Here is a 26,991-nt window from a genome sequence, read left to right on the forward strand (position 1 = left end):
GGGCGTCCGTGGACGCGGGACCGGTCGCACCTACGCCGCGACGCAGACACTGCGTCCCCTGAACTCAGCCCCTCCGGTGCTTGAAGAGCGGGGGTTCGGGGGCGGAGCCCCCGATTCGGGAACGGGCGGGGTGGGGAGGAGCCGCGCCCCCCGGGGTCAGCGGGCGCGGGCTGCCGCGTGGATCGCCGTGTCCACCGTGGGGAACGCGAAGCGGAAGCCCGACTCCAGGAGCCGCCTCGGCAGGACCCGCTGACTGCCCAGGACGTCGTGGGCGAAGTCGCCCAGCGCGATCCGCAGGGCCGGTGCCGGGACCGGGAACGGCGTCGGGCGGCGCAGGACCCGCCCCATCGCCGCCGTCACCTCGCGGTTGGTGACCGGCTCCGGGGCCGTCAGGTTCACCGGGCCCGAGAGCGACTCGGTGTCGAGGATGTGCCGCAGCGCCGCCACCTCGTCGTGCAGCGCGATGAAGCTCCAGTACTGGTGCCCGCTCCCCAGCCGGCCGCCCAGACCGGCGCGGAACAGCGGGAACAGCCGCCCCCACGCCCCGCCCCGGGCCGCCACCACCAGGCCGGTACGGGCGTACGCGACCCGTACGCCCGCCTCCTCCGCGGCCGCGGCCGCCTCCTCCCACTCCACGCACACCGACGGCAGGAACCCGTCCCCGGCCGGAGCCGACTCGTCCACCGCCCGCATACCCGTGTCCCCGTAGTAGCCGAGCGCCGTCCCGCACAGCAGCACCTTCGGCGGCACGTCCAGCGACGCCACCGCCTCGGCGATCGCGGCCGTGCCGAGCACCCGGCTCTCGCGGATCTCCCGCTTGTACGCCTCGGTCCAGCGCCGCTCGCCCACGCCCGCGCCCGCCAGGTGGACGACGGCGTCGCACCCGGCCAGGCCCGCCACGTCCACGTACTGCCGCCTCGGGTCCCACTCCACCTCGTCCGGCCCCTTCGCCGGGCGCCGGACGAGCCGCACCACGTCGTGGCCGTCGGCGCGCAGGGAGCGCACGAGCGCCGAGCCGATCAGTCCGCTCGCGCCGGTCACGGCGACCCGGGACCGGGCGGCGGCGCGGGAACCACCGGCACGGACCCCGTCGGCACGGGGGCCGCCGTCCTCGGCGCGGGGGCCGCCGTCCTCGGCGCGGGTGTGGTCGGACGCGCGGGTTCGGCCCGGAGCGGCCTCGGCATCGGAAGCGTGGCCGGTGGTCGCGGCGTCGCGGTGAGGGTCGGCGGGGAAAGACATGGGGCCCATCCTGCCCCCCGTGGCACAGTGTCGGCCATGACCACGTCCCCCATACGCCCCGCACGCCCCGGCGACGCAGACGCGCTCGCCCGGCTCGACTACACGACCTGGTCGACCGTGCACGCCGTCATGCCGCGCCCGCAGCCGCCGCTGGACCCGTTCTTCGACGCCGACCACCGGCCCGAGGACTACCTCGTCGCCGACCTCGGCGACGGCCCCGTCGGGTACGTCCGCCTCGGCAAGCCCACCCACCTCGCCTGCAACAGCCATGTGCGCCAGATCCAGGGTCTGGTCGTCGCGCACTCCGCCCGGGGGCAGGGCCTCGCGCGCGCCCTGCTGCGCGCCGCGTGCGACGAGGCGCGACGCCAGGGCGCCGTCCGTGTCACCCTGCGCGTCCTCGGCCACAACACGCCCGCGCGCAGGCTGTACGAGTCGGAGGGGTTCGCCGTCGAAGGCGTCCTGCCGGGGGAGTTCCACCTCGACGGCGCCTACGTCGACGACGTCTTCATGGGGCGCGGTCTCAGGGGGTGATCCGCCCGTCCGCCCGCAGCAGCGGGCCCGCCACGAAGCCGCGCAGGCAGCGCACCGCCAGCGGGGCCGCCTCCGCGGCCGGGGCGTCCGTGGCCGCCCAGCTCTCCAGCGCGACGCGGATCGCGCCGGTCGCCGCCGCCGCGACGAGCCGTACCTCCAAGGGGTCCGTGTCCGGCCCCGCCAGCTCCGCCAGGACGGGCGAAAGCCGCTCCTCCGAGTCCTGGTTGACCCGTACCAGACCGCCCGCAGGGCGTCGTCGTGCACCGCCGCCCGCAGCAGGCCCCGGGTCCAGCGCAGGCCCTCCTCCGCAGCGGCGTCCGGTACGGCCAGGGCCTCCACGACCGAGCGCTCCAGCGCCCGCGCCAGCGGCTCCCCGGCGGCCCCGCCCGCCGCGAGCAGCGCCCGCCAGCGCTCGGCGCCGCCCGCCAGCAGCGGCGCCACGGCGTCCTGCTTGGCGCGGAAGTAGCGGTAGAAGGTGCGCAGCGCGACCCCGGCCCGCAGGGCGATGTCCTCGGCGGTCGTCCCGTCCGTGCCCCGCTCGGCGAACAGCTCGGCCGCCGCCCGCGCGATGTCCAGCTGCGTCGCCGCCTTGCGACGCTCGGTCAGCGAGAGCGTGGCTCCTCCTCCCGGTGCGTCGCCGGACGGCCGGCCTCCCGTCGGCAGCCGGTCCGCCCGCGGCTGCCCTGTTGCTGACAGCCGGTCCGCCGACGGCCGGCCTCCCGCCCGCGGACGGTCCGGTTTCGCGCTCATCGTCCTGAGCGTACGCCCCGCCGCCGGCACCTGCGCCACCATGGCACAACGTGCCACCTCGACGTAGCGTGTCACCCATGAACCGTTACGAGAAGCGCCGCGTCCTGATCACCGGCGCCGGCTCCGGCATCGGCCGGGCCACCGTCCACCGCGTCCTCGCCGAGGGCGGCACGGTCGTCGCCGCCGACGTCGACGAGGCCGGGCTCCGGGAGACGTACGACCGGGCCGTGGCCGACGGCACCGCCGGCCGCCTCACCACCAGCGTCCTGGACGTCTCCGACGAGCGGTCCGTGACCGAGGGCGTCGCGGCCGCCGTCGCCCGCCTCGGCGGCCTGGACGTCCTGGTCAACGCCGCCGGCATCCTGCGCTGCGAGCACACGCACCGGACGGGCCTCGACCTCTTCAACCGGGTCATCGCCGTGAACCTGACCGGCACCTTCCTCATGACCCGCGAGGCCCTGCCCGCGCTCCTCGCCGGCGACCGGCCCGTCGTCGTGAACTTCTCGTCCACCTCGGCGAACTTCGCACACCCCTATATGGCGGCGTACGCGGCGAGCAAGGGCGGCATCCAGGCGATGACCCACACCATCGCCGCCGAGTACGGCGGGCGGGGGCTGCGCGCCGTCGCCGTCGCCCCCGGCTCCATCGCCTCCGGGATGACCACCGGCGCCGGTCCCGGCCTGCCGGAGGACGCCGACATGCGGCTGTTCGCCAAGCTGGTCCCCGCCATCGGGGAGGGATTCGCCGCCCCGGAGACGGTCGCCGGGGTCGTCGCCATGCTGGGCTCCGAGGACGGCGCCTTCATCACCGGCACCGAGATACGCATCGACGGCGGCACCCACTACTGAGGCCGCGGCCGGACGGCGCTCAGCCGCCGAAGCGGTCCCACAGCCGCGGCAGCCGTTCCGTCAGCGCCGCGTCGTCGTCCACGTCCAGGGGCGTGCCCTCCGGCTCCGGCGGCGGCGCGGCGATCCCCAGGTCGGGCGCGACCGTCCCGGTCAGCTGCTCGTACGCCTCGTCCGCCGCGTACCCCAGCTCCTCGCCGTCCCCGTCGATCTCCGGGTCGAAGTCGTCCAGGTGCTCGGCCAGCGACTCCGCGTCGTGCACCGCCCCCTCGTACAGCTCCCGCCCCTGGCCGATCAGCCAGCAGCGGAAGTAGTCGAACGCGTCGTCGCCCGCCCCGCCCAGCAGCACGGCGGCCGCCGCCCACAGGTCCCAGCGGTACGCCCGGTTGTAGCGGGCCTCGAAGTGCCGGGCGAAGTCGAGCACGGAGTCGGGATCGAGCTGCAGCAGCCGCTCGACGAGCAGCTCGGCGTGGTCCTCGGGGTCGCCCTCGGCGGCCTCGCGGGTGGTGTCGATGATCTCCCAGAACTCCGTCTCGTCCATCACGGGACAAGCATCGGGGCTGCGGCAGCACGGCGCACGCGGAGCGGCGAAAGGAATCCGGACAGGAGGTGTCGCCTTTGCGTGGCACGGTCCTCGTATGACGACCAGCCACACGCACGCACACCGCCAGCCGTCGCTCACCGGGACCGTCGCCCTCGTCGCGGGCGCCACCCGGGGCGCGGGCCGCGCCATCGCCGTCCAGCTGGGGGCCGCCGGCGCCACCGTCTACGTGACCGGGCGCACCACCCGTACGCGGGTCAGCGAGGTCGGCCGGCCCACCGAGACCATCGAGGAGACCGCCGAACTCGTCACCGAGGCCGGCGGCGAGGGCATCGCCGTCCCCACCGACCACCTGGAGGCCGACCAGGTCCGCGCGCTGATCGCCCGCATCGACGCCGAGCGCGGCCGGCTCGACGTCCTCGTCAACAGCCTCTGGGGCGGCGACCACCTCATCGCCTGGAACACCAAGATGTGGGACACCGACCTCGACAAGGGCCTGCGCATGCTCGACCTCGGCGTCCGCAGCCACATCATCACCAGCAGCATCGCCCTGCCGCTGCTGCTGCGCCGCCCGGGCGGCCTGGTCGTCGAGATGACCGACGGCACCGACGAGTACAACCGGCGCTTCCGCGAGAACTTCTACTACGACCTCGCCAAGACGACACCGCTGCGCATGGCGTTCGCGCTCGCCCACGACGTCGAGGACCAGGGGGCCACGGCCGTGGCGCTCACCCCGGGCTTCCTGCGCTCCGAGGAGATGCTCGACCACTTCGGCGTACGGGAGGAGAACTGGCGCGACGCCTGCGCCCAGGAGCCGCACTTCGCGGTCGCCGAGTCGCCCGTCTACGTCGGCCGCGCGGTCGCCGCACTCGCCGCCGACCCCGAGCGGGCGCGCTGGAACGGCCAGTCGCTCAACAGCGGGCAGCTCGCCAGGGAGTACGGCTTCACCGACGCGGACGGATCCCGGCCCGACGCCTGGGGTTACTTCCGGGACGTCGTCCACGGCGGCAAGGACGCCCCGGTCGACGACTACCGCTGAGCCATCGAACGGGGGGTTCGGGGCGGAGCCCCCCGATGCGGCCGCTACCCGTACAGCTCCCGCATCCGGGCCGCCGCCTCGGCGAAGCGGTCCCGCAGGCCCGCCGGCTCCAGCACCTCGGCCTCCGGGCCGAGCGCCATGAGCTGGCCGAACGCCACCTCCTCGGACTCCACCGGCAGGGTGACCGTCACCCGACGGGCCGGGTCCGCCGGACCCGCCGCCGCAAGGGCCTCCTCGGCGGCGGCGCGGTCCGTCGCGTACGGCAGCCGCCGCGCGCCCGCCTCCGACAGCCGGACCACCACCTCCGTACGCAGGAGGGCGCGGGCGAAGGAGGCCGCCCGCTCCTCCCAGAACCCCGGCAGGTCGAACCCCTCGTCCCGGACGAACCGCTCCCCGCCCGGCTCCACCGCCGTGAAGCGGTCCACGCGGTACACCCGGAACGACTCCCCGGCCCGCGCGCACAGGTACCAGACGCCGGCCTTCAGCACGAGCCCGTACGGCGCCAGCTCCCGGTCCACCTCGCCGTCGCCCCGCCGGTAGCGCGCCCGGACCAGCCGGTCGTCCCACACCGCCTCCGCGACCACCGGCAGCAGCGCCGGCGTCTCCGGCTCCTGGTACCAGCCGGGCGCATCCAGGTGGAAGCGCTGCGCCGCCGTGTCCGGCGCGTCCCGCAGCGACGGCAGCAGCGCCGCGGACACCTTCAGCCGGGCCGCGGACGCCGCGTCGTCCAGGCCCATCTCGCGCAGCGCCCCCGGAACGCCCGACAGGAACAGCGCCTCCGCCTCGCTGCGGGCCAGTCCGGTCAGCCGCGTCCGGTAGCCGCCGACCAGCCGGTAGCCCCCGGCCCTGCCACGGTCCGCGTAGACCGGGACGCCCGCCTCCGACAGGGCCAGCGCGTCCCGGGTGATCGTCCGCTCGGACACCTCCAGCTCCCGGGCCAGCTCGGCGGCCGTCATGGAGGGCCGGGACTGGAGCAACAGAACCATCTTGATGAGGCGGGCGGCACGCATGCCGCCATCATGCCCGTGCCCCCGGCCGCGGGGAGGCGGAGCCGGGGGCACGGGCAGAACGGGACGGTCCTCCAGGACCTGCGGGAGCTACAGGCCGTAGCGCTCGCGGGCGTCCTTCACGGCCGACGCCGGGACCTCGCCGCGCTTGGCGAGCTGGGCCAGGGCGGCGACCACGATCGACGGGGCGTCCACACCGAAGTGGCGGCGCGCCGCCTCACGGGTGTCGGACAGGCCGAAGCCGTCGGCGCCGAGCGAGCTGTAGTCCTGCTCGACCCACTGCGCGATCTGGTCCGGGACCTGGCGCATGTAGTCGCTGACGGCCAGCACCGGGCCCTGCGCGTCGGCCAGCGCCTGACGCACGTACGGCACCCGCTCCTCGCCGCGCAGGAGCGCCGCGTCGGCCTCCAGCGCGTCGCGCCGCAGCTCCGTCCAGGAGGTCGCCGACCACACGTCGGCGGTCACGCCCCACTCCTCGGCCAGCGTCTTCTGGGCCTCCAGCGCCCAGTGGATCGCCGTGCCGGAGGCGAGCAGCTGGACGCGCGGCGCGCCCTCGGCGCCCGAGCCCTCCTTGAACCGGTAGAGGCCCTTGACGATGCCTTCGTCGATGCCCTCGACGGCGGGCTTGGCCGGCTGCGGCATCGGCTCGTTGTAGACGGTGAGGTAGTAGAAGACGTTCGGGTCCTCGCCCGGGGCGCCCTCGCCGTACATCCGGCGCAGACCGTCCTTGACGATCGCCGCGACCTCGTACGCGAACGCCGGGTCGTACGTCAGCGCCGCCGGGTTCGTCGCCGCGATCACCGGCGAGTGGCCGTCCGCGTGCTGCAGACCCTCACCGGTCAGCGTGGTCCGGCCCGCCGTGGCACCGATGAGGAAGCCGCGGCCGAGCTGGTCGCCGAGCTGCCACATCTGGTCGGCGGTCCGCTGCCAGCCGAACATCGAGTAGAAGATGTAGAACGGGATCATCGGCTCGCCGTGCGTGGAGTACGCGGTCGACGCGGCGATGAAGTCGGCCATCGAGCCGGCCTCGGTGATGCCCTCGTTGAGGATCTGGCCGTCCTTGGCCTCGCGGTAGTACATCAGCTGGTCGCGGTCGACCGGCTCGTACGTCTGGCCCTTCGGCGAATAGATGCCGAGCGACGGGAACAGCGACTCCATACCGAACGTACGGGCCTCGTCCGGGACGATCGGCACCCAGCGCTTGCCGGTCTCCTTGTCGCGGATCAGGTCCTTCATCAGCCGCACGAACGCCATGGTCGTGGCGACCGACTGCGTGCCGGAGCCCTTGTCGAACGCGGCGAACGCCTTGTCGGCCGGGGCCGGCAGCGGCGCCACCGGGTGCACCCGGCGGGCCGGGGCGGGACCGCCGAGGGCCGCCCGGCGCTCGTGGAGGTAGCGCACCTCGGGGGAGTCGGCGCCCGGGTGGCCGTAGGGCACCTGGCCGCCCTCGAAGGCGCTGTCCGGGATCGGGAGCCCGAGCAGGTCGCGCATGCCCTTGAACTCGTCGATCGACAGCTTCTTCATCTGGTGGTTGGCGTTCTTGGACTCGAAGCCCTTGCCCAGGGTGTAGCCCTTGACCGTCTGCGCCAGGATCACGGTCGGCGCGCCCTTGAAGGACACGGCGGCCTTGTACGCGGCGAAGACCTTGCGGGACTCGTGACCGCCGCGCGAGTAGTGGAAGCACTCGAGGATCTTGTCGTCGGACAGCAGCTTGGCCATCTCGACGAGCGCCGGGTCGGCGCCGAAGAAGTCCTGGCGGATGTAGGCGGCGTCGCGCGTCTGGTACGTCTGCACCTGGGCGTCCGGTACCTCGCGCAGCCGGCGTACGAGCGCGCCGGTGGTGTCGAGCTGGAACAGCTCGTCCCAGGCGGAGCCCCACAGGGTCTTGACGACGTTCCAGCCGGCGCCGCGGAACTGGGCCTCCAGCTCCTGCACGATCTTGAAGTTGGCGCGGACGGGGCCGTCGAGCCGCTGCAGGTTGCAGTTGATGACGAAGGTCAGGTTGTCCAGACCCTCACGGGCGGCGAGCGCCAGGGCCGCGGTCGACTCGGGCTCGTCCATCTCGCCGTCGCCGAGGAACGCCCAGACGTGCGACTGCGACACGTCCTTGATCCCGCGGTTGGTGAGGTAGCGGTTGAAGCGCGCCTGGTAGATCGCGGAGAGGGGGCCCAGACCCATGGAGACGGTCGGGAACTCCCACAGCCACGGCAGGCGGCGCGGGTGCGGGTAGGAGGGCAGGCCGTTGCCGCCGGCCTCCTGCCGGAAGTTGTCGAGGTGGGCCTCGGTGAGCCGCCCGTCGAGGAAGGCGCGGGCGTAGATGCCGGGGGAGGCGTGGCCCTGGATGAACAGCTGGTCACCCGAGCCGTCGGCCTCCTTGCCGCGGAAGAAGTGGTTGAAGCCCGTCTCGTAGAGCCAGGCCGCCGAGGCGAAGGTGGCGATGTGGCCGCCCACGCCGTACTTCGAGCCGCGGGTCACCATGGCGGCGGCGTTCCACCGGTTCCAGGCGGTGATCCGCGCCTCCAGCTCCTCGTCGCCGTCGAAGCCGTAGCCGGCCTCGGCGGCGCTGGGGATGGTGTTGACGTAGTCGCTCTCCAGCAGCTTGGGCAGCGCGATGCCGGCGCCCTCGGCCCGCTCCAGGGTGCGTCGCATCAGGTACGCGGCACGGTGCGGCCCGGCCGCGGCGGCCACGGCGTCCAGCGACGCCTGCCACTCTGCGGTCTCCTCGGGGTCGCGGTCCGGCAGCTGGTCGAGCTCGCTCGGCTGGATGCGGGTGGGGTCGGTCATAATCGCCGCCTTCCGGAGTCGAAGGGGGGTGGGGGTGCCCTCGGTCTTTGGCAGGACAGGGCGACGGACCTCTGTTGAAGTCCGCGGACGACTGTACGACTGTGATCGATGATCGATCAAAGCCTGAGCGGCAAAATCTTATGTTCAGGGCCAAAGTAGGCATCGGGTGCCATCAATATGGGCACCCGGTGCCGTGTTTTCGCAGGTAAGTCCGAGCGTTTGAGCGCGGCGGCGGCAGAATGAGCGCCGCCTGCCACGAGGTCGCCGCGCGTCAGGCGCGCGGCGCGCAGCCCAGGACGTGGGCCTTGACGAGGGCGCCGATGGCGGGGTCGCGGCGGCGGAAGGCCTCCATCAGCTCCTGGTGCTCCTGCGCGTACTCCTTCTGCACGGTCCCCAGCCAGCGGATCGACAGGGCCGTGAAGACCTCGATGCCGAGCCCCTCCCACGTGTGCAGCAGGACCGCGTTGTGCGCCGCGCGCACCAGCTCGCGGTGGAACGCCACCGTGTGCCGCACCTGCGCCGTACCGTCGCCCCGCGCGTCCGCCTCGTACAGCGCCGCCACGTGCGGCTCCAGGGCCGAGCAGTCCCGCGCCAGCCGCTCCGCCGCCAGCTCCGCCGCGATCTGCTCCAGGCCCGCCCGGACCGGGTAGCTCTCCTCCAGGTCCGCGGCCGTGAGGTTGCGCACCCGCACGCCCTTGTTGGGCGCCGACTCGATCAGCCGCAGGCTCTCCAGCTCCCGCAGGGCCTCGCGCACGGGCGTCTGGCTGACCTGGAGCTCCGTGGCGATCCGGCGCTCCACGATCCGCTCGCCCGGCTTCCAGCGGCCGCTGACGATGCCCTCCACGATGTGCTCGCGGATCTGTTCACGCAGCGAGTGCACGACGGGCTGGGTGGACATGGAGGGGGCTCCTTCGCTGCTGCGGCGGTTGCCGCCATTATTCCGCCCGCGTCCGGGCCGGGGGACGACGGCGCCCCCGTCCGGACAACTGCCGGACGAGGGCGCCGAGTTGAACTGCTCGCGGAGGTGGCAGCCTTACAGGCCGAGGTCGACCTCGAACTCGCCGGCCTCCAGGATCGCCTTGACGGCCGTCAGGTAGCGGGCCGCGTCGGCGCCGTCCACCAGGCGGTGGTCGTAGGACAGCGTCAGGTACGTCATGTCACGGACGCCGATGACGGTGCCCTCGGCGGTCTCGATGACGGCCGGACGCTTCACCGTGGCGCCGATGCCCAGGATCGCGACCTGGTTCGGCGGAACGATGATCGTGTCGAACAGCGCACCGCGCGAGCCGGTGTTGCTGATCGTGAACGTGGCGCCCGCCAGCTCGTCCGGGGTGATCTTGTTGCCGCGGACCTTGCCCGCCAGCTCGGCGGTGGCCTTGGCGATCCCCGCGATGTTCAGGTCGCCCGCGCCCTTGATGACCGGCGTCATCAGACCCTTCTCGGAGTCCACGGCGATGCCGATGTTCTCCGAGTCGAAGTACGTGATGGTGCCCTCGTCGTCGTTGATCCGGGCGTTGATGACCGGGTGGGCCTTCAGCGCCTGGGCGGCGGCCTTGACGAAGAACGGCATCGGGGACAGCTTGACGCCCTCGCGGGCGGCGAACGCGTCCTTCGCCCGGGCGCGCAGCTTCATCAGCTTGGTGATGTCGACCTCGACGACCGAGGACAGCTGGGCCTGGCCGTGCAGCGCCTTCATCATGTTGTCGCCGATGACCTTGCGCATACGGGTCATCTTGACCGTCTGGCCGCGCAGCGGGGACACCTCGAGGGCCGGGGCCTTCTTGGCGGCTGCCGGAGCGGCGGCGGCCGGGGCCGGGGCGGCCGCGGCGGCCTTCGCGGCCTCGGCGGCGGCGAGGACGTCCTGCTTGCGGATACGGCCACCGACGCCCGTGCCCTTGACGGACGCCAGGTCGACGCCGTTCTCGGCGGCGAGCTTGCGGACCAGCGGGGTCACGTACGCGCCCTCGTCCGTCGCCTGGGCGGCGGCCGGAGCGGCCGGAGCGGCGGCGGGCGCCGGGGTCACCGGCGCGGGGGCCGGAGCCGGGGCGGCCGGGGCCACGGGGGCGGGCGCCGGGGCCGGGGCGGCCGGGGCCGGAGCGGCGGCCGGAGCAGCCGGGGCGGGCGCCGGAGCCGGAGCCGGGGCCGGGGCGGGCGCGGCGGCCGGGGCGGCGGGCGCCGGGGCCGGGGCCGCGGCCGGAGCCGCACCGGCGGCACCGATCACGCCCAGCTTGGCGCCGACCTCGGCCGTCTCGTCCTCGTTGACGACGATCTCCAGCAGCACACCGGAGGCCGGGGCCGGGATCTCGGTGTCGACCTTGTCCGTGGAGACCTCGAGCAGCGGCTCGTCGGCCTCGACGGTCTCGCCGACCTGCTTCAGCCAGCGGGTCACGGTGCCCTCGGTCACCGACTCGCCCAGCGCGGGCAGGACGACCTCGGTGCCCTGCGCGGCACCGGCGGCCGGAGCCGGAGCGGCGGCCGGCGCGGGCGCGGCGGGCGCCTCGGCGACCGGGGCCGGAGCGGCGGGCGCCTCGGCGGCGGGCGCCGGGGCGGGGGCGGCGGCCTCGGCGGCGGCCGGGGCCGGGGCGGCCGCGGGGGCGCCCGTGCCGTCGTCGATGACGGCCAGCTCGGCGCCGACCTCGACGGTCTCGTCCTCGGCGACCTTGATGTTGGCCAGGATGCCCGAGGCGGGGGCGGGGATCTCGGTGTCGACCTTGTCCGTCGACACCTCGAGCAGCGGCTCGTCGGCCTCGACGCGCTCTCCCTCGGCCTTCAGCCAACGGGTGACGGTGCCCTCGGTGACGCTCTCGCCGAGCGCCGGCAGGGTTACGGAAACCGGCATGGTTTCACTTGCTCCTAACAGATCTGTGCGGTAAGTGGTCGCGCCCGGTGACTGGTGCGTCAGTCGTGGGAGTGGAGGGGCTTGCCGGCGAGCGCCAGGTGGGCCTCGCCGAGCGCCTCGTTCTGCGTCGGGTGGGCGTGGATGAGCTGGGCCACCTCGGCCGGCAGCGCCTCCCAGTTGTAGATCAGCTGCGCCTCGCCGACCTGCTCGCCCATGCGGTCACCGACCATGTGGACGCCGACCACAGCACCGTCCTTGACCTGGACGAGCTTGATCTCGCCCGCGGTCTTCAGGATCTTGCTCTTGCCGTTGCCCGCCAGGTTGTACTTCAGAGCGACGACCTTGTCCGCGCCGTAGATCTCCTTGGCCTTCGCCTCGGTGATGCCCACGGAGGCGACCTCCGGGTGGCAGTACGTCACCCGCGGCACGCCGTCGTAGTCGATCGGAACGGTCTTCAGACCGGCCAGACGCTCCGCCACCAGGATGCCCTCGGCGAAGCCGACGTGCGCGAGCTGGAGCGTCGGGACGAGGTCGCCCACGGCCGAGATCGTCGACACGTTGGTGCGCATGTACTCGTCGACCAGGACGTAGCCGCGGTCCATGGCGACGCCCTGCTCCTCGTAGCCCAGACCGGCGGAGACGGGGCCGCGGCCGATGGCGACGAGCAGCACCTCGGCATCGAAGGTCTTGCCGTCGGCCAGGGTGACCCTGACGCCGTTCTCGGTGTACTCGGCGCTCTGGAAGAACGTGCCGAGGTTGAACTTGATGCCGCGCTTGCGGAAGGCGCGCTCAAGAAGCTTGGAGCTGTTCTCGTCCTCGACCGGCACGAGGTGCTTCAGGCCCTCGATGACCGTGACGTCGGTGCCGAAGGACTTCCACGCGGACGCGAACTCGACGCCGATGACGCCGCCGCCCAGGATGATCGCGGACTCCGGGACGCGGTCCAGGGTCAGCGCGTGGTCCGAGGACAGGATGCGGTTGCCGTCGATCTCCAGGCCGGGCAGCGACTTCGGCACGGAGCCGGTGGCGAGGAGGATGTGGCGGCCCTCGACGCGCTGGCCGTTCACGTCGATCGAGGTGGGGGAGGAGAGCCGGCCCTCGCCCTCGATGTAGGTCACCTTGCGGGAGGCGACCAGACCCTGGAGGCCCTTGTACAGGCCGCCGATCACGTCGTCCTTGTACTTGTGGACGGCCTTGATGTCGATGCCCTCGAAGGTCGCCTTGACACCGAACTGGTCCGCCTCGCGGGCCTGGTCCGCGATCTCACCGGCGTGGAGCAGGGCCTTGGTGGGAATGCAGCCGTTGTGCAGGCAGGTGCCGCCGAGCTTGTTCTTCTCGATCAGTGCGACGTCCAGGCCCAGCTGCGCGCCTCGCAGGGCCGCGGCGTAACCGCCACTACCACCGCCGAGGATCACTAGGTCGAAAACGGTGCTGGCGTCGTTCGCCACGTCACGTCCTCCATGCATGTGCGCCGGTCGCCGGTCCTCGATGACTGGCGGCGGCTGGTGTTCGGCCGCTGTCTCTTCGGCCCTGTGGTGGGGGCCCTGTCCTGCCGGGAACCCATCTTCGCACTTGTTGCCGGAGCGCGGGACGCGGGGCCGGTTCCTGAGACGGACGATGATCCACCGCCGGAGGTCACCGGCGCGTACGAAAGTACGGATTTCGTCGAAAGCGAACGGAACGGCGGAAGGCCCCGGACGGGTGACGTCCGGGGCCTTCTGCTACGGGTGGCCGGTGACCGCGTCCACCGGCGGCCGCGTCGCCCCAAGCTGCCGGCCCGTCGTGCGACGGGCCGGCATCCCTCCCCGGGGCGGATCGGTCCGGGAGCGGCCGGGCGGCTCAGCCCAGCTCGCCCTCCGCGGTGCGCTCGGCGAGCTTGACCAGGGTCCGCACCGACGAGCCGGTGCCGCCCTTCGGGGTGTAGCCGAAGGGGCCGGACTCGTTGAAGGCCGGGCCGGCGATGTCCAGGTGGGCCCAGGTGATGCCCTCGCCGACGAACTCCTTCAGGAACAGGCCGGCGACCAGGCCGCCGCCCATGCGCTCGCCCATGTTGGCGATGTCGGCGGTCGGGGAGTCCATGCCCTTGCGCAGCTCGGCGGGGAGCGGCATCGGCCAGGACTGCTCGCCGACCTCCTCGGCGATCTCGTGGATCGCCGTACGGAACGCGTCGTCGTTCGCCATGATCCCGAACGTGCGGTTGCCGAGCGCCAGCACCATGGCGCCGGTCAGGGTCGCGACGTCGACGATCGCGTCCGGGTTCTCCTCGGAGGCGCGGGTCAGCGCGTCGGCCAGGACCAGGCGGCCCTCGGCGTCCGTGTTGAGGACCTCCACGGTCTTGCCGCTGTACATGCGCAGCACGTCGCCCGGGCGGGTGGCGGAGCCGGACGGCATGTTCTCGGCGAGGGCGAGCCAGCCGGTGACGTTGACGGGCAGGCCGAGGCGGGCGACGGCGACGACCGCGGCGAACACGGCGGCGGCGCCGCTCATGTCGCACTTCATGGTCTCGTTGTGGCCGGCCGGCTTCAGCGAGATGCCGCCGGAGTCGTAGGTGATGCCCTTGCCGACGAAGGCCAGGCTCTTCTCGGCGTCCGGGTGCGTGTAGGCGATCTTCACCAGGCGCGGCGCGTTCTGCGAGCCGGCGCCGACGCCGAGGATGCCGCCGTAGCCGCCCTTGGCGAGCGCGCGCTCGTCGAGGACCTGCACCTTGAGGCCGTTCTCCTTGCCGGCCGCGGTGGCGACGGCGGCGAACGCCTCGGGCGTCAGGTCGTTCGGCGGGGTGTTGATCAGGTCGCGGGCGCGGTTGATCTCCTCGGTCAGCGCGAGGGCCCGCTCGGCCGCGGCCTTGAACGCCTTGTCGCGCGGCTTGGCGCCGAGCAGGGCCACCTCGGCCAGCGGGCGCTTGGCGTCCTTGCCCTGATCCTGGTAGGCGGTGAAGGCGTACGCGCCGAGCAGCGCGCCCTCCGCGACGGCCTCGGCGTCCTCGACCGCCTCGACGGGCAGGGCGAACGCGGCCTTCTTCGAACCGGCCAGGGCGCGGGCGGCCGAGCCCGCGGCGCGGCGCAGCGTCTCGGAGTCGTACGCCTCGTCCTTCGCGGGGGCGGTGCCGAGGCCGACCGCGAGGACGACCGGGGCCTTCAGGCCGCCCGGCGAGGGCACCTTGGTGACCTCGCCCTCGGCACCGGTGGCGCCGAGGGTCTCCAGGACGGTCGCGAGCTTCCCGTCGAACGCCGCGTCCACGGCCTCGCCGCCCGGCGCGACGATGAGCCCCTTGCCGCCGTCCGCGGGCCTGGCGACACCGACCACGAGGGCGTCGGCGCGCAGCGTCGCGGCGCCGGCGGTGCTGAGAGTGAGAGCAGTCACGGTGGTGAAATCTCGCTTCCGTTGAGTTCTGTGGTGGTCGAGGGGTGGGCCGACCGTGCCCGCCGCATGGTAGTTCGGCCCGCCCGCGCGTCAGGCAGGAGCCTACGCGCGCGTTCCCGTATCCCTCACGGCGGCGGCGATTCACTCTTCCGTGGCGTCTCTTTCATGTTTTGCGGATCAGAACATGAGAACTGCGTCACACTCCCTCCAATCGTGCATCCGGCTGCGTATCCCTTTGCATCATCTCCACAGATCCTCCCGGGGCGGTACGTCGCACGGGAGCACCCGCCAGGGGGGAAAGACCATGAACCTTCACGGAGTCAGAACCGGCAGAGCGGCCGGCGCGCTGCTCGCCGCGGCACTCCTGACCACCGCGTTCCCGGCAGCCGGCGCGACCGCCGCCGAACCGGCCCCGCGCATCGACCTCACCGTGCTCGTCGTCGACGACGGGGGCGGCGCCGTCCGGGCCCTCACATCCGAACTCCGCGGTTCCGGCGTACCGTTCCGCCGGATCGACCTCGACGACCCGGCCAGGCCCGTCATCGACGCCGCCTTCCTGTCCGACACCGTCGACGGCCGCCCGCGCGCCAGGTTCCAGGGCGTGATCCTGCCCGACGAGGCGCCCGCCGACCTCGGCGCCGCCGAGAAGGCCGCCCTCACCGCGTACGAGAAGACGTTCGGCATCCGGCAGGTCGACGCCTACACCTGGGCCCACCCCGGCGTCGGCCTCGACCACACCACCGACGGCGGCTACTCCGGCCTCCTGGACGGGAAGCGCACCACGGTGACGGCCGCCGGACTCGCAGGACCGTTCCGCTACCTCGACGGCCCGGTCGCCTTCGAGGACAACGACCCGGACGTCTCCGAGAGCTACGGCTACGCGGGCCGCCCCCGCGCGGGCTACACCAGCTACCTCGACCTGCCCGTCGCCGGCGGCGGCACCGCCAGCCTCGTCGGCGAGTACGCCCACGACGGCCGCCGCGAACTGGTCGTCACCTTCGCCTACAACCAGCACCAGCGGCAGTTCCGCGCCCTCGCCCGCGGCATCGTCGAGTGGCTCACCCAGGGCGTCCACCTGGGACAGAGCCGCTACCACTTCTCCGTCCACGTCGACGACGTCTTCGCCCCCGACTCCCGCTGGGACACCGTGCGCAACTGCACACCCGGCGACTTCGACTGCCCCGGAGGCGACGGAGAGGGCACCACGCCCATCCGCATGACCGCCGCCGACGCCCAGTACGCCGCCCAGTGGCAGCGCACCGCCGGCTTCACCCTCGACATGGTGTACAACGCGGGCGCCGGCGAGGAGTGGAAGGCCGCGCACGGCGGCAGCGACCCGCTCACCACCCAGCTCCTCGCCGACCGGGCGCAGTACCGCTGGGTCAACCACACCTACACGCACCCCTTCCTCGGCTGCGTCCAGGACACCTCCACCGTCCCGTGGAAGTGCGCGAAGGACGCGAACGGCAACACCCTGTGGATGAGCCGCGCCGAGATCTCCGCGCAGATCCGCGACAACCACACCTGGGCGGTCGGCAAGGGCGTCTCCGTGGACCGCCGCGAACTCGTCACCGGCGAGCACTCCGGCCTCGCGACCCTGCCCCAGCAGCCCCAGGACAACCCGAACCTGGCCGGCGCCCTCGCCGACAACGGCGTCACCTGGATCGCCAGTGACAACTCCCGCGAGCCCGCCCAGCGCCCCGTCGGCAGCGCCCTCACCGTGCCGCGGCACCCGATGAACGTCTACTACAACGTCGGCACCGCCGCCGAGATGACCGACGAGTACAACTGGGTCTACACCAGCCGCGCCGACGGCGGCAGCGGCGTCTGCGAGACCAACCCCGCCTCGACCTGCCTCGACGAGCCCCTCGACCCGGCCACCGGCTACCCGTCGTACATCGTCCCGCAGGAGGCCCGCATCGCCCTGTCGCACATCGTCGCCGGCGACCCCCGCCCGCACTACGTGCACCAGTCCAACCTCGCCGAGGAGCGCCTCCTCTACCCCGTCCTCGACCGGATCCTCGCCGACTACCGCGCCCTGTTCGCCGACAACACCCCGCTCGTCAACCCCCGCCACCGCGACGTCGGTACGGAACTCCAGCGCCGCGCCGCCTGGGACCGGGCCGTCGCCGACGGCAGGGTCACCGCGTACCGCGTCGGCGACACGGTCACCGTCCAGGCGCCGACCGGCGTGAGCGCGCCCCTCACCGCGCCGGAGGGCACACGCAAGCGCACACTGCTCGGCTCGACCGCCTTCGGTGCGCCCTACGCGGGGGCCCGCTCCGCCTGGGACACTCCGGGGGCGTTCCAGACCACGATCACCCTGACGCTGCCGACGACCACCTGACCACCGGCCCGACCCTCTTCCACACCGGCCAGACCGTCCACACCGGGGGAACACCCATGCTCAGCAGCGGGCGTCACGTCACCATGCTCACCGAAGGCACCTATCCGCACGTCCACGGCGGCGTGAGCACCTGGTGCGACCAGCTCGTCCGCGGGATGCCGGAGGTCGACTTCCACATCCTCGCCCTCACCGGCAGCGGCCGCGAACCGGTCACCTGGCAACTGCCGCCCAACGTCTACCGGCACACCTCGTTCCCCCTGTGGGGGCCGGCCCCCGGACGCTCCCGCCCCCTCATGGGGCGGGAGCGGCGGCGGTTCATCGACACCTACGAGCGGTTCCTGCTGGCCATCCTCGACCCGTCCGCGCCGCGCAGCCACTTCGCCGAGGGCCTCTTCGGCCTCGCCGAACTCGCGCGGCGCGGACGGCTGTCGGCCGCCCTGCGCTCCGAGGCGGCCCTGCGGTCCCTGATGTGGATCTGGACCATGCCGCACCTCGACACCGCGGCCGCCCGGCCCACCGTCCACGACGCGCTGACCGCCACGGACCTCCTCGAACACGCCCTGCGGCCGCTCGGCGCCCGCATACCCGGCGACTGCGTCGCCCACGCGGTCTCCAGCGGCCTCGCCACCCTGCCGGCGCTCGCCGCCCAGCACTTCGAAGGCGTACCGTTCCTCCTCACCGAGCACGGCATCTACCTGCGCGAGCGGTACCTCGGCTACCGCACCGAGGCCCAGCGCTGGCCCGTCAAGGCCCTGATCCTCGGCTTCTACCGCGAACTGAACACCCTCGGCTACCGCAAGGCCGACCTGATCACCCCGTGCAACCAGTACAACCGGCGCTGGGAGGAGCGCGGCGGAGCCCCCGCCGACCGCATCCGCACCGTCTACAACGGTGTCGACCCGCACGCCTTCCCCCTGGCCGGACCCGATCCCGCGACCCCCACACTCAGCTGGTGCGGCCGGATCGACCCCATCAAGGACCTCGAAACCCTCATCCGCGCCTACGCCATCGCCCGCGCCGAACTACCCGAGCTGCGCCTGCGCCTCTTCGGCCCCGTGCCCGCCGGCAACGAGGACTACCGCACCCGCCTGGAGAAGCTCGCCGCCGAACTCGGCGTCGGCGACGGCATCGGCTACGAGGGCCGCGTCGACGACGTGGCCCGCGCCTACGCCGCCGGCAGCGTCGTGATGCTCTCCTCCATCAGCGAGGGCTTCCCCTTCTCCCTCATCGAGGCCATGTCCTGCGGCCGCGCCACCGTCTCCACCGACGTCGGCGGCGTACGGGAGGCCGTCGGCGACACCGGCCTCGTCGTCCCGCCCCGCGAACCCGCCGTCATGGCCGAGGCCGTCCTCGCCCTGCTGCGCGACGACGAGCGCCGCGCCGAACTCGGCCGCCGCGCCCGCCGGCGGGTCATCGACCGGTTCACCCTCGCCCGCTCCGTCGACGGCTTCCGCCGCATCTACCTGGAACTCGCCGGCATGCCCCAGCCCGACCCCGTCCCGACGCCCGCCGACACCGGCGACTGGACCCTCCAGCTGCGCATCACCGACCCCTGGTACCGCGAACTCGCCACCGAGGGGACGGTCTGATGAGCGGCTCCCTCTGGCTCACCCCGCCCGGCGGCAGCGACACCCTCACCCGCATCCCGCGCCCGCCCCGGCAGCGCCCCGGCTGGGCAGCCGCCGACCCCGTCGACGAGTTGGCCCGCCGCCTGGACGACGTCATAGCGCAGGCCGTCCACCCCGACGAGATAGCCGCGATCCTCGAGTCCGACGGCATGACCGACGACCACATACGCCTCACCTACGGCCGCCCGGACTCCTTCGCCCTCGCCGAGGAGCTGTACGCGCGCGTGGAGCGCCGTTTCCCCGAACCGGCCGGACCCCCCACCGACCCCTGGCACACCGGCCTGGCCGGCTGTGTCCTGCGCGGCCTCGTCTTCGCCCTGCCCGGCCTCGCCTACGTGCTCGGCGCGCCCCTGCTGGCCGGCCCCACCGGCGCGCTCGGCATGCCCGCCGGGACGGTGCCCCTGCTGGCCGGAGCCGTCACCGGCTGGGTGTGGAACCAGGCGCTGTCCCACCGCGCGTACGCCTGGCTCGGCCTCGGCGACCGGCCCGCCGCCGCCCGCACGCTGCTCACCGGCGCGCCCGTCGGGGCCCTGCTCGGCGCCCTCGTCGCCGTGGCCTGCGCGCAGCCGGGCCAGTGGAGCGCCGTCGCCTTCTCCGCCGGGCAGTCGCTGTACCTGGCCGCCGCGACCGTGCTGCTCGTCCTGGACCGTGAGAAGTCCCTGTTCGGGGCGCTCCTGCCGGTGACCGCCGGAGCCCTGGCCGCCCTGTGGACCGACCCGCCCACGGCCGTACGCGTCGCCCTGCTGCTCGCCTCGCTGCTGGCCGCCCTCGCGCTCGCCGGGCGCGCCCTCGCCGTGGAGACCGCGCCCGGCGTGCCGGAGCGGACCGGCCACGCCGCGCCGCGGCTGCCCGCCTCGCTGCCGTACGGGCTGTTCGGCCTCGGCACCGGACTGCTGGTGCTGTACACGGCGATCGGCGACGTGCTGGTGTACGGGCCCGCCGCCGCGGTGGCCGCGCCGTCCGCCGTGGCGCTCACCCTGTCCATGGGGCCCGCCGAGTGGCTGCTGTACCGGTTCCGCGGCGAGAGCCTCGCCGGGCTGCGGGCCTCCACCAGCCCCCGCGCCTTCCGCAGGTCGACCTCCGGGACGCTCGCCCTGTGCCTGTCCGGCTACCTGACGGTGCTGCTGGTACTGGCCGCCGCCGGGACGGCGCTGGTGCCGGGGGCGCCGCCGCTGGGCGGGGTGCGGCTGCTGACGCTGCTGCTGATCGGCTCCGTGCTGTGGGCGGCGCTGCTGCTCCAGTCGTTCGGCGCCGTCCTGAGCGCCGCCACGGTGTGCGCCGTCGCGGCCGGGGCGCACACCGTGGCGCTCGCCGCCGGCCTGGGCGACCCGCGCGCGGTCGGCGTGACCGTGGCGGGCGCGGCCGCCACGGTGCTCGGCGTGCTCTGCTGCGTGCTGCTGGGCCGCGCCACCGCGCACCGCCACTGACCACCCGTACCGTCCGAGGAACCCCCGCATGAACCTGCTGGTGCCGTACTACGAGCACCCCGCCGACCGGCCCGCCGAGTGGGACGCCCTCGTGGCGTCCGCGCCCCTGCTGTACGGCGTCGTCCTGAACCCCGCCAACGGCGCGGGCGACGCCCCCGACCCGGCGTTCGCCGCCGTCGCCGCCCGGCTGCGCGCGGCGGGCGTGCGCGTCCTCGGCTACGCCGACACCGACTACGGCCGCCGCCCGCACGCCGACGTCGTCCGCGACCTGCTGCGCCACCGCGACTGGTACGGCACCGACGGCGCCTTCCTGGACCAGGCGGCGGCCGAGCCCGAACTCCTCGACCACTACCGGCGCCTGGAGGTCGCCGCCCGCGCCGCCGGCGCCACCACGCTGGTCCTCAACCACGGCACGCCGCCCCACCCCGCGTACGGCGAACTGGCCGACCTGCTGGTCACGTTCGAGGGCCCCTGGGACACCTACCGCCACCTCGACCTGCCCGGCGCCGGCCACCACTGCCACCTCGTGTACGCCGCGCCGCCGGACGCCCGGCTCACCGCCCCGGTCCGGTGCGCCGTCCCCGGGGACGGCCCCCACCCGTGGGGCACCCTTCCGCACGTACTGGAGCACCTGTGACGCGACGCCCCCTCGTCCTGGCCGCGGCGGCGGCCGCCGCCCTGGCCGCGCTGCTGGCCGGGTGCACCACCGCACCGGACGGGCCGGCCCCCGGCCCCGCCACGAGCCCCACGCCCACGCCACCGGCCGGTTCCCCCGGCGACAGGTGGCGGCCCGCACCCGGCACGCCCTGGCAGTGGCAGCTCAGCGGAAAGCTCGACCCGACCGTCGAGGTCCCCGTCTACGACATCGACGGCTTCGACCACCCCGCCTCCGCCGTCGCCGATCTGCACCGCCGCGGCCGCAAGGTCATCTGCTACCTGTCCACCGGGGCGTGGGAGGACTTCCGCCCCGACGCCGCGAAGTTCCCGAAGACCGTTCTCGGCAAGGGCAACGGCTGGGAGGGCGAGCGCTGGCTCGACATCCGCCGCACCGACGTCCTGGAGCCCCTGATGGCCGCGCGTATCGACATGTGCCGCGAGAAGGGCTTCGACGCGGTCGAGCCGGACAACATGGACGGCTACGCCAACGACACCGGCTTCCCCCTCACGGCCGCCGACCAGCTCCGGTACAACCGGCTCATCGCCCGCCTCGCCCACGAACGCGGCCTGGCCGTGGGCCTGAAGAACGACCTGGACCAGATCCCCGAGCTCGTCGGCGACTTCGACTTCGCGGTCAACGAGCAGTGCGCCCAGTACGACGAGTGCGACCGGCTCCAGCCGTTCCTCGACGCCGGCAAGGCGGTCTTCCACGCCGAGTACGAACTGCCGACGTCCGCCTTCTGCCCGGACGCCCGGCGGATACGGACCAGTTCGATACTGAAGCGGTACGACCTCGGCGTGTGGCGCAGGCCCTGCTAGGTGGTTCCAGCCCGGCCGGGGACACGTACTCAGCCGGAACTGAGTAGGGCTGCCGACGTGGCCGCCCCGCCGGCGGCATACCGTTCGGATCATGCATGATGCCTCGATCCCGAAGCGGGCCGGTGCCACCCCCATGGTGGTGGGCCTGGTCGCCTGCGCCTTCCTCGCCTCCCTGTGGTGGTTCCCCCCGCTCCTCCTGCTCGCGCTGCCGACCGGACTGTGGGCCGTGATCCACGGCCTGGTCCTCCTGCGCCGGGCCCGGCGCGGAGAGGCCGTACGGGCGGCCGGGGCCACGGCGGGGATCGTGCTGGGCTCCCTGGCGATGGCGGCCACCGTGATCCTCTTCGGCGGGGCGATGTGGGCGCTGCACAGCGCCTACAGCTCCGACGAACCGGAGCCCGCGTACACCCCGGAGCGGTCGTTCCGGATCCTCGACGCGCAGGGACACGCCTGGAAGCCGGCCACCGCGCCCGGCACGGTCACCTACACCGACGGCGTCACGCTGCGGCTCGCCGGGCCGGAGCCGTTCACGCCCGGACCGAAGGACCCGTCCACGCTGCTGAAGGGGCAGCGGGCGTACCGCGTCACCCTCACCGTGACCAACGGGACGGCCGCGCCGCTCGACCTGCACCGGATGGGCTTCACGATCGGCGACGCCGAGCAACTCGTCCTGGGGGAGTTCGTCGAGGCCCGTACGAAGGCCGCCCAGGCCTCGGACGGCCGGGTCGGTCCCTGTCCCGACAAGGTGCCGGCGGGGCGCAGCGTCACCTGCGTGAGGGCCGTCGCCACGTTCGCCGGATCCGACTGGCTGGCCGTCTCCGTCGAGCCCACGGAGCGGTACGAGGACGCGAACTGGCGGCTTCCGCTGCGCCGGGGCGCGGCCTAACCCAGCGTCAGCGCCACCAGCGCGGCCGTCGCCGCCGTCTCCGCCACCGCGCCGAACACATCGCCCGTCACCCCGCCGAACCGGCGTACGCAGCGGCGCAGCAGCACCTCGGCGGCGGCGAGGGCGAGCAGGGCGGCCAGCACCGCCCGCACCACGTCGTACGCCCCGAACGGCGCCCCGGCCGCCGCGCACCCGGCCACCACCAGCGCGGCGACCCCGAGCGCGCCGCCGGCCGGGACCGTGCCCGCCACCACCGCGCCCAGCCCCTCGGGGCGGGCCGCCGGGACGCCGGCGCGGGACGCGAGGGTGAGCGCCAGCCGGGCGACCGTGCCGGACAGGGCCGCCGCGCCCGCCCCGTACGCCCAGCCCTCGCCGTACAGCGTGTGCAGCGCGGCGACCTGGGCGAGCAGCGTGAACACCAGGGTGATCACGCCGAACGGGCCGATGTCCGACTGCTTCATGATCCGCAGCGCGTCCTCGGCGGGCTTGCCGCTGCCCAGCCCGTCCGCCGTGTCGGCCAGCCCGTCCAGGTGCAGCCCCCGCGTCAGGACCGCCGGCACGGCCACCGAGGCCACCGAGGCGAGCAGCGGACCCGCCCCCAGCAGCAGGAGCAGCCCGCCGGCCGCCGCCGCGGACAGGCCCACCACCAGACCCACCAGCGGCGCGCACAGCATGCCGGAGCGGGCCGCCGCCCGGTCCCAGCGCGTGACGCGCGTGGGCAGCACGGTCAGCATGCCGAAGGCGAAGCGGAGGGCGTGCGGGCCGATGCGGTCCTCGGAAGTGCTCACCGCGCGCACAGTAGTCGCTGCCACCGCCCCGCACCGGACGGTAAATTGCGCATAACGCCCGATTCCGGATGGGGGTGGCATGGGTCACTGGTTCACCCGCAACATCGTCGAGCCGGGAAAGCTGCCGCTGCTCGTCGCCCTGGCGTCCTTCGTGCTGACGTTCCTCGTCACCCGGACCGTCACCCGCCTCATCCGCGCCGGGAAGGGCCCGTTCCGGAACGTCACCACCGGCGGACTCCACATCCACCACGTCGTCCCCGGCGTCGTCCTCACCCTCGTCGGCGGCTTCGGCGGCATCGGCGCGGGCCGCCACGAGGCCGCCGCGATCGTCTGCGCCGTCCTCTTCGGCATCGGCGCCGGGCTCGTCCTGGACGAGTTCGCGCTGATCCTCCACCTCGACGACGTGTACTGGACCGAGGAGGGCCGCAAGAGCGTGGAGGTGGTGGTCCTCACCACCGCCCTCCTCCTGCTCGTCCTCGGCGGCAACTCACCGCTCGGCGTGGACGCCCTCACCCCCGAGGAGCGCCAGAACCGCGCCTCCCTCGCCCTGAGCCTCGGCGTGAACTTCCTGTTCGTGCTGATCGCCCTGCTCAAGGGCAAGTTCCGGATGGCCGTCATCGGTACGCTCGTCCCGCTGGTCGCCGTCATCGGCGCCCTGCGGCTCGCCCGCCCCGGCTCCCTGTGGTCCCGCCGCGTCTACCGGCGCCGCCCCCGCGCCCGGGCCAGGGCGGGGCTGCGCGCCTACCACCACGACCGCCGGTGGGCCCGCCTCAGCCGCCGCCTTCACGACCTGATCGGCGGCGCCCCCGACCGGCTGCTGTCACCGGAGCCCGGCGAGCGGCCCGCCGAACCCCCCGGCGGGCGGCCCGACGAGCGCCGCTGACGCCACGCCAGGACCCCGTACACCACCACGACCGCCGCGATCGCCGCCAGGTGCTCCTTGCCCGCCAGGTTCGTCTTCACGATCACCTCGACCACCATGGCCACGATCACCAGATGGCCCGTCAGCCGCGCCCCGTACCGCCAGCACACGAACACCGCGAGCCCGACCACGGCGGCCGACGGGCCCGTGTCGACGACCCGCGCGTCCGACGCCGGCAGCCCCAGCGGATGGTCCGGTCCGAGCGCGATCCCGATCCGCGCGTACGTCGTCCCCGCCAGCGTCGCCAGATAGGCGATCAGCAGCGTCCGCGTCCGCCCCAGGCAGATCTCCGCGATGCCGAACACCACCAGGATCTGCGCGAGAGCACCCCACACCGGCAGGTCCAGCGCCGGCACGAACAGCGACAGCGGCGTCCGCACCAGCGCCAGCCACAGCGGGTACTCGGCCCGCACCGAGCCGATCCGCTGCACCGGCTCGTAGCCCCACGGCTGGTTCTGCACCACCTGGAACAGCGCCGTCAGGGACACCGCGACGAGCGTCATCGCGATCGCCCGCCATCCCCGCTCGGCCAGCGCCGCCCGTACGGTCGTGAACAGCGCACCCCACTCGTGGCGGGCGAACCCCCTCAGCCCCGCCGTCACCGCGTTCCCCCCAGACGCGCGCGCCGCAGCCACTCCGGCAGCCGTACACCGGGCAGCAGCGCCGCCACGTCCAGGAATCCCTCGGCGCGGCCCGCGGCGACACCGATGCGCAGCAGGTCGGCACCCTTCTCGAACAGCATGAAACGCGGCTCCCAGGTCGGTCGGTACTTGGCGTTGGCCCGGTACAGCGACTCGATCTGCCACCAGCGGGAGAAGAAGGTGAGCACCGAGCGCCACATCCGCAGCACGGGCCCCGCCCCGAGCTTCGCGCCACGCTCGAAGACCGACCTGAACATCGCGAAGTTCAGTGACACCCGAGTGATCCCGATCTCTCCGGCGCGCCGCAACAGCTCGATGACCATGAACTCCATCAGGCCGTTCTCGGAGTCCCGGTCCCGCCGCATCAGATCCAGCGACAGTCCCTTCGGCCCCCACGGCACGAACGACAGCAGCGCCCTCGGCACGCCCTGCCCGTCGGTGCACTCCAGCATCACGCACCGCCCGTCGGCCGGGTCGCCCAGCCGCCCCAGCGCCATCGAGAAGCCCCGCTCCGTGGCGCCGTCCCGCCAGTCGTCGGCCCGCCGCAGCAGCGCGGCCATCTCCTCGTCCGGGATGTCCTCGTGGCGGCGGATCCGCACCTCGTAACCGGCCCGCCGCACCCGGTTGTGGGCCTGGCGGACCGTCCGCATGGACCGGCCCTCCAGCGAGAAGTCCGCCGTCTCCACGATCGCCTCGTCGCCGAACTCCAGCGCGTCCAGCCCGTGCCGGGCGTAGATCGTGCCCGCCTCCTCGCTCGCGCCGATCACCGCCGGCACCCAGCCGTGCTCACGCGCCTGCGCCAGCCACGGCTCGATCGCGCCCGGCCACGCCTCCGGGTCGCCGATCGGATCGCCCGAGGCCAGCGACACCCCGTTCACCACGCGGTACGTGACGGCCGCCTTCCCGCTCGGCGACCAGACGACGCTCTTCTCGCGGCGCAGCGCGAAGTAGCCCAGCGAGTCCCGCTCCCCGTGCCGCTCCAGCAGCGCCCGCAGCCGCTCCTCGTCGTCCTCGGCCAGCGGGTCGACGGCCCGCCGCGAGCGGAACGCCGCGTACAGCACCGCCACCAGCAGCACCACGGCCAGCACGTTGATCGCCACGTCCACCCAGTGCGGCGGCGCCACGGGCAGGCGCTCCGGGTCGGGCGCCAGTGTGACGAGGCGCATCGTCCCGTACCGCCAGCGGTCCACGAACGTGGCGGGGCCCGCCGCCGTGTCGGTGGCCGTGACCAGCAGCGCCGCGATCAGCGACGCGGCGAGCCCGCCGCCCACGGCGACGGCCGTCGCCAGCCGCGGATTGGACCGGTCGCCCCTCGCGTAGAACTCCCGCCGGCCCGCCAGCAGTGCCCCCACGAACGCCGCCGTCAGGACCAGCGACACCCAGTTCTGCGGGTGCCGCCGGATCTCCGGCAGCAGCATCGCCGCCGCGAAGAGCACCAGGAACGCCCCGGCGAGGACGGTGTTGAGGATCCACGCGGCCCGCTTGCGGCGCCGCAGCGTCACCGCGAGGAAGAGCGTGAAGACCCCCGACGCGAAACCGGCCGTCAGCATGTACGGGGTGAAGAACTCGTCCGTGTTGTGCCGCCGCAGGTCCTGGGCGAACGACACCCAGATGGCGCTCAGCAGGTTGACGCACGTGACGGCCCGCAGGTACCAGACGGCGAACGCGGCGGAACGCCGGGACAGTTGGGTGCCGGGGGTGCCCGAGAGTGCTCGTTCGGCGGTCAGCGCGGTCAACGGACCTCTCCCATGAAACGCGATCATATGGGGCATCGCGCGCCATGGCGGGGTGCCGGTGCGGCCACCCACGCGGGTGACCGCACCGGACACCTCAGTCCTGGGTCGTGTCCGCAAAGTCCCGTCTGCCCGGCGGCGTCTGGCACGCACACTCGCGGCGTTGTCGTCGGTCGCCATGGCTCCGCCATGACTCCCTCCTCCGCCT

The 26,991-nt window shown here is 73.7% G+C and carries 21 protein-coding genes and 1 pseudogene; 10 read left to right on the forward strand and 12 right to left on the reverse strand.

Annotated elements, in window-relative coordinates; all coding sequences use genetic code 11:
• Window positions 1–156 precede the first annotated feature (156 nt).
• A complete protein-coding gene (locus ABEB09_RS24315) occupies window positions 157–1,239 on the reverse strand; it encodes a TIGR01777 family oxidoreductase (RefSeq protein ID WP_345692032.1) in 1,083 nt (360 codons plus the stop codon).
• Between the two features lie 36 nt (window positions 1,240–1,275).
• On the opposite strand from ABEB09_RS24315, the gene ABEB09_RS24320 reads away from it, so the two are divergent.
• A complete protein-coding gene (locus tag ABEB09_RS24320; protein ID WP_345692033.1) occupies window positions 1,276–1,770 on the forward strand; it encodes a GNAT family N-acetyltransferase in 495 nt (164 codons plus the stop codon).
• Here ABEB09_RS24320 and ABEB09_RS24325 read toward each other — a convergent pair.
• Window positions 1,760–2,433: pseudogene (locus ABEB09_RS24325) on the reverse strand (TetR family transcriptional regulator). The gene ABEB09_RS24320 and the pseudogene ABEB09_RS24325 sit on opposite strands and share 11 nt — an antisense overlap.
• A 164-nt stretch (window positions 2,434–2,597) precedes the next feature.
• Here ABEB09_RS24325 and ABEB09_RS24330 point away from each other — a divergent pair.
• On the forward strand, window positions 2,598–3,368 hold the full coding sequence (locus ABEB09_RS24330; protein WP_345692034.1) for an SDR family NAD(P)-dependent oxidoreductase: 771 nt from the start codon (window positions 2,598–2,600) through the stop codon (window positions 3,366–3,368).
• A gap of 19 nt (window positions 3,369–3,387) precedes the next feature.
• Here the strand turns inward: ABEB09_RS24330 and ABEB09_RS24335 are convergent, their stop codons facing one another.
• Window positions 3,388–3,906, reverse strand: coding sequence for a DUF4240 domain-containing protein (locus tag ABEB09_RS24335; RefSeq protein ID WP_345694069.1), 519 nt, complete (start codon window positions 3,904–3,906; stop codon window positions 3,388–3,390).
• Between the two features lie 97 nt (window positions 3,907–4,003).
• Here ABEB09_RS24335 and ABEB09_RS24340 point away from each other — a divergent pair, with 97 nt between their 5' ends.
• Window positions 4,004–4,945, forward strand: a complete 942-nt coding sequence (locus ABEB09_RS24340) for an SDR family oxidoreductase (RefSeq protein WP_345692035.1) — start codon at window positions 4,004–4,006, stop codon at window positions 4,943–4,945.
• Between the two features lie 44 nt (window positions 4,946–4,989).
• Here ABEB09_RS24340 and ABEB09_RS24345 read toward each other — a convergent pair whose 3' ends face one another.
• The 6 genes from ABEB09_RS24345 to ABEB09_RS24370 form a co-directional block, all read right to left on the reverse strand.
• The gene (locus tag ABEB09_RS24345) at window positions 4,990–5,955 is read right to left on the reverse strand and encodes a helix-turn-helix transcriptional regulator (RefSeq protein WP_345692036.1); all 966 of its coding nucleotides are present in this window, start codon (window positions 5,953–5,955) and stop codon (window positions 4,990–4,992) included.
• A gap of 87 nt (window positions 5,956–6,042) precedes the next feature.
• Window positions 6,043–8,736: a pyruvate dehydrogenase (acetyl-transferring), homodimeric type gene (gene aceE / locus ABEB09_RS24350; protein WP_345692037.1), complete on the reverse strand. Its 2,694-nt coding sequence runs from the start codon at window positions 8,734–8,736 to the stop codon at window positions 6,043–6,045.
• A gap of 271 nt (window positions 8,737–9,007) precedes the next feature.
• Entirely contained in the window at window positions 9,008–9,634 is a 627-nt protein-coding gene (locus ABEB09_RS24355) for a GntR family transcriptional regulator (protein ID WP_345692038.1), read from the reverse strand.
• A 135-nt stretch (window positions 9,635–9,769) separates the two neighbouring features.
• A complete protein-coding gene (sucB, locus tag ABEB09_RS24360; RefSeq protein WP_345692039.1) occupies window positions 9,770–11,575 on the reverse strand; it encodes a 2-oxoglutarate dehydrogenase, E2 component, dihydrolipoamide succinyltransferase in 1,806 nt (601 codons plus the stop codon).
• Window positions 11,576–11,634: 59 nt separating this feature from the next.
• Window positions 11,635–13,023 carry a dihydrolipoyl dehydrogenase gene (lpdA, locus tag ABEB09_RS24365; RefSeq protein ID WP_345692040.1) on the reverse strand — a complete coding sequence of 463 codons (1,389 nt, stop codon included), beginning with the start codon at window positions 13,021–13,023 and terminating at the stop codon, window positions 11,635–11,637.
• 391 nt (window positions 13,024–13,414) lie between these two features.
• Window positions 13,415–14,935, reverse strand: a complete 1,521-nt coding sequence (locus ABEB09_RS24370; RefSeq protein WP_345692041.1) for a leucyl aminopeptidase — start codon at window positions 14,933–14,935, stop codon at window positions 13,415–13,417.
• 304 nt (window positions 14,936–15,239) lie between these two features.
• On the opposite strand from ABEB09_RS24370, the gene ABEB09_RS24375 reads away from it, so the two are divergent.
• The 6 genes from ABEB09_RS24375 (at window position 15,240) to ABEB09_RS24400 (ending at window position 22,699) form a co-directional block, all read left to right on the forward strand.
• A complete protein-coding gene (locus ABEB09_RS24375) occupies window positions 15,240–17,282 on the forward strand; it encodes a hypothetical protein (RefSeq protein ID WP_345692042.1) in 2,043 nt (680 codons plus the stop codon).
• A 56-nt stretch (window positions 17,283–17,338) separates the two neighbouring features.
• A complete protein-coding gene (gene pelF / locus ABEB09_RS24380; protein WP_345692043.1) occupies window positions 17,339–18,871 on the forward strand; it encodes a GT4 family glycosyltransferase PelF in 1,533 nt (510 codons plus the stop codon).
• The gene (locus ABEB09_RS24385; protein WP_345692044.1) at window positions 18,871–20,337 is read left to right on the forward strand and encodes a hypothetical protein; all 1,467 of its coding nucleotides are present in this window, start codon (window positions 18,871–18,873) and stop codon (window positions 20,335–20,337) included. The genes pelF and ABEB09_RS24385 overlap by 1 nt, the downstream gene beginning before the upstream one ends.
• Before the next feature lie 28 nt (window positions 20,338–20,365).
• Window positions 20,366–20,974 carry a spherulation-specific family 4 protein gene (locus ABEB09_RS24390; RefSeq protein ID WP_345692045.1) on the forward strand — a complete coding sequence of 203 codons (609 nt, stop codon included), beginning with the start codon at window positions 20,366–20,368 and terminating at the stop codon, window positions 20,972–20,974.
• Entirely contained in the window at window positions 20,971–21,813 is an 843-nt protein-coding gene (locus ABEB09_RS24395; protein WP_345692046.1) for an endo alpha-1,4 polygalactosaminidase, read from the forward strand. The genes ABEB09_RS24390 and ABEB09_RS24395 overlap by 4 nt, the downstream gene beginning before the upstream one ends.
• 91 nt (window positions 21,814–21,904) lie before the next feature.
• Complete coding sequence (locus ABEB09_RS24400) at window positions 21,905–22,699, forward strand: hypothetical protein (protein ID WP_345692047.1); 795 nt, start codon at window positions 21,905–21,907, stop codon at window positions 22,697–22,699.
• Here the strand turns inward: ABEB09_RS24400 and ABEB09_RS24405 are convergent.
• Window positions 22,696–23,433, reverse strand: coding sequence for an adenosylcobinamide-GDP ribazoletransferase (locus tag ABEB09_RS24405; protein ID WP_345694070.1), 738 nt, complete (start codon window positions 23,431–23,433; stop codon window positions 22,696–22,698). The two genes, ABEB09_RS24400 and ABEB09_RS24405, sit on opposite strands and share 4 nt — an antisense overlap.
• 133 nt (window positions 23,434–23,566) lie before the next feature.
• Here ABEB09_RS24405 and ABEB09_RS24410 point away from each other — a divergent pair, with 133 nt between their 5' ends.
• The gene (locus ABEB09_RS24410; RefSeq protein WP_345692048.1) at window positions 23,567–24,370 is read left to right on the forward strand and encodes a hypothetical protein; all 804 of its coding nucleotides are present in this window, start codon (window positions 23,567–23,569) and stop codon (window positions 24,368–24,370) included.
• On the opposite strand, the gene ABEB09_RS24415 is transcribed toward ABEB09_RS24410, so the two are convergent.
• Together ABEB09_RS24415 and ABEB09_RS24420 are read right to left on the reverse strand one after the other, a co-directional pair.
• Window positions 24,271–25,011 (reverse strand): hypothetical protein, encoded by a 741-nt coding sequence (locus ABEB09_RS24415; protein ID WP_345692049.1) that lies wholly within the window; start codon window positions 25,009–25,011, stop codon window positions 24,271–24,273. The two genes, ABEB09_RS24410 and ABEB09_RS24415, sit on opposite strands and share 100 nt — an antisense overlap.
• The gene (locus ABEB09_RS24420; RefSeq protein WP_380840176.1) at window positions 25,008–26,813 is read right to left on the reverse strand and encodes a phosphatidylglycerol lysyltransferase domain-containing protein; all 1,806 of its coding nucleotides are present in this window, start codon (window positions 26,811–26,813) and stop codon (window positions 25,008–25,010) included. Before ABEB09_RS24420 ends, ABEB09_RS24415 begins: the two co-directional genes overlap by 4 nt.
• Window positions 26,814–26,991: the final 178 nt, after the last annotated feature.

The organism is Streptomyces coeruleoprunus, from assembly GCF_039542925.1.
GTDB classification, from domain to species: domain Bacteria; phylum Actinomycetota; class Actinomycetes; order Streptomycetales; family Streptomycetaceae; genus Streptomyces; species Streptomyces coeruleoprunus.

Bases quoted from the DNA above. Each gene is read 5' to 3' on its own strand.
- ABEB09_RS24385 (WP_345692044.1), top strand. From the start codon at position 18,871: ATGAGCGGCTCCCTCTGGCTCACCCCGCCCGGCGGCAGCGACACCCTC.
- ABEB09_RS24355 (WP_345692038.1), bottom strand. From the start codon at position 9,634: ATGTCCACCCAGCCCGTCGTGCACTCGCTGCGTGAACAGATCCGCGAG.
- ABEB09_RS24315 (WP_345692032.1), bottom strand. From the start codon at position 1,239: ATGTCTTTCCCCGCCGACCCTCACCGCGACGCCGCGACCACCGGCCAC.
- pelF (WP_345692043.1), top strand. From the start codon at position 17,339: ATGCTCAGCAGCGGGCGTCACGTCACCATGCTCACCGAAGGCACCTAT.
- ABEB09_RS24410 (WP_345692048.1), top strand. From the start codon at position 23,567: ATGGGTCACTGGTTCACCCGCAACATCGTCGAGCCGGGAAAGCTGCCG.
- ABEB09_RS24340 (WP_345692035.1), top strand. From the start codon at position 4,004: ATGACGACCAGCCACACGCACGCACACCGCCAGCCGTCGCTCACCGGG.
- sucB (WP_345692039.1), bottom strand. From the start codon at position 11,575: ATGCCGGTTTCCGTAACCCTGCCGGCGCTCGGCGAGAGCGTCACCGAG.
- ABEB09_RS24320 (WP_345692033.1), top strand. From the start codon at position 1,276: ATGACCACGTCCCCCATACGCCCCGCACGCCCCGGCGACGCAGACGCG.
- ABEB09_RS24420 (WP_380840176.1), bottom strand. From the start codon at position 26,813: ATGATCGCGTTTCATGGGAGAGGTCCGTTGACCGCGCTGACCGCCGAA.
- ABEB09_RS24335 (WP_345694069.1), bottom strand. From the start codon at position 3,906: ATGGACGAGACGGAGTTCTGGGAGATCATCGACACCACCCGCGAGGCC.
- ABEB09_RS24400 (WP_345692047.1), top strand. From the start codon at position 21,905: ATGCATGATGCCTCGATCCCGAAGCGGGCCGGTGCCACCCCCATGGTG.
- ABEB09_RS24345 (WP_345692036.1), bottom strand. From the start codon at position 5,955: ATGCGTGCCGCCCGCCTCATCAAGATGGTTCTGTTGCTCCAGTCCCGG.
- ABEB09_RS24330 (WP_345692034.1), top strand. From the start codon at position 2,598: ATGAACCGTTACGAGAAGCGCCGCGTCCTGATCACCGGCGCCGGCTCC.
- ABEB09_RS24375 (WP_345692042.1), top strand. From the start codon at position 15,240: ATGAACCTTCACGGAGTCAGAACCGGCAGAGCGGCCGGCGCGCTGCTC.
- ABEB09_RS24390 (WP_345692045.1), top strand. From the start codon at position 20,366: ATGAACCTGCTGGTGCCGTACTACGAGCACCCCGCCGACCGGCCCGCC.
- ABEB09_RS24405 (WP_345694070.1), bottom strand. From the start codon at position 23,433: ATGCTGACCGTGCTGCCCACGCGCGTCACGCGCTGGGACCGGGCGGCG.
- aceE (WP_345692037.1), bottom strand. From the start codon at position 8,736: ATGACCGACCCCACCCGCATCCAGCCGAGCGAGCTCGACCAGCTGCCG.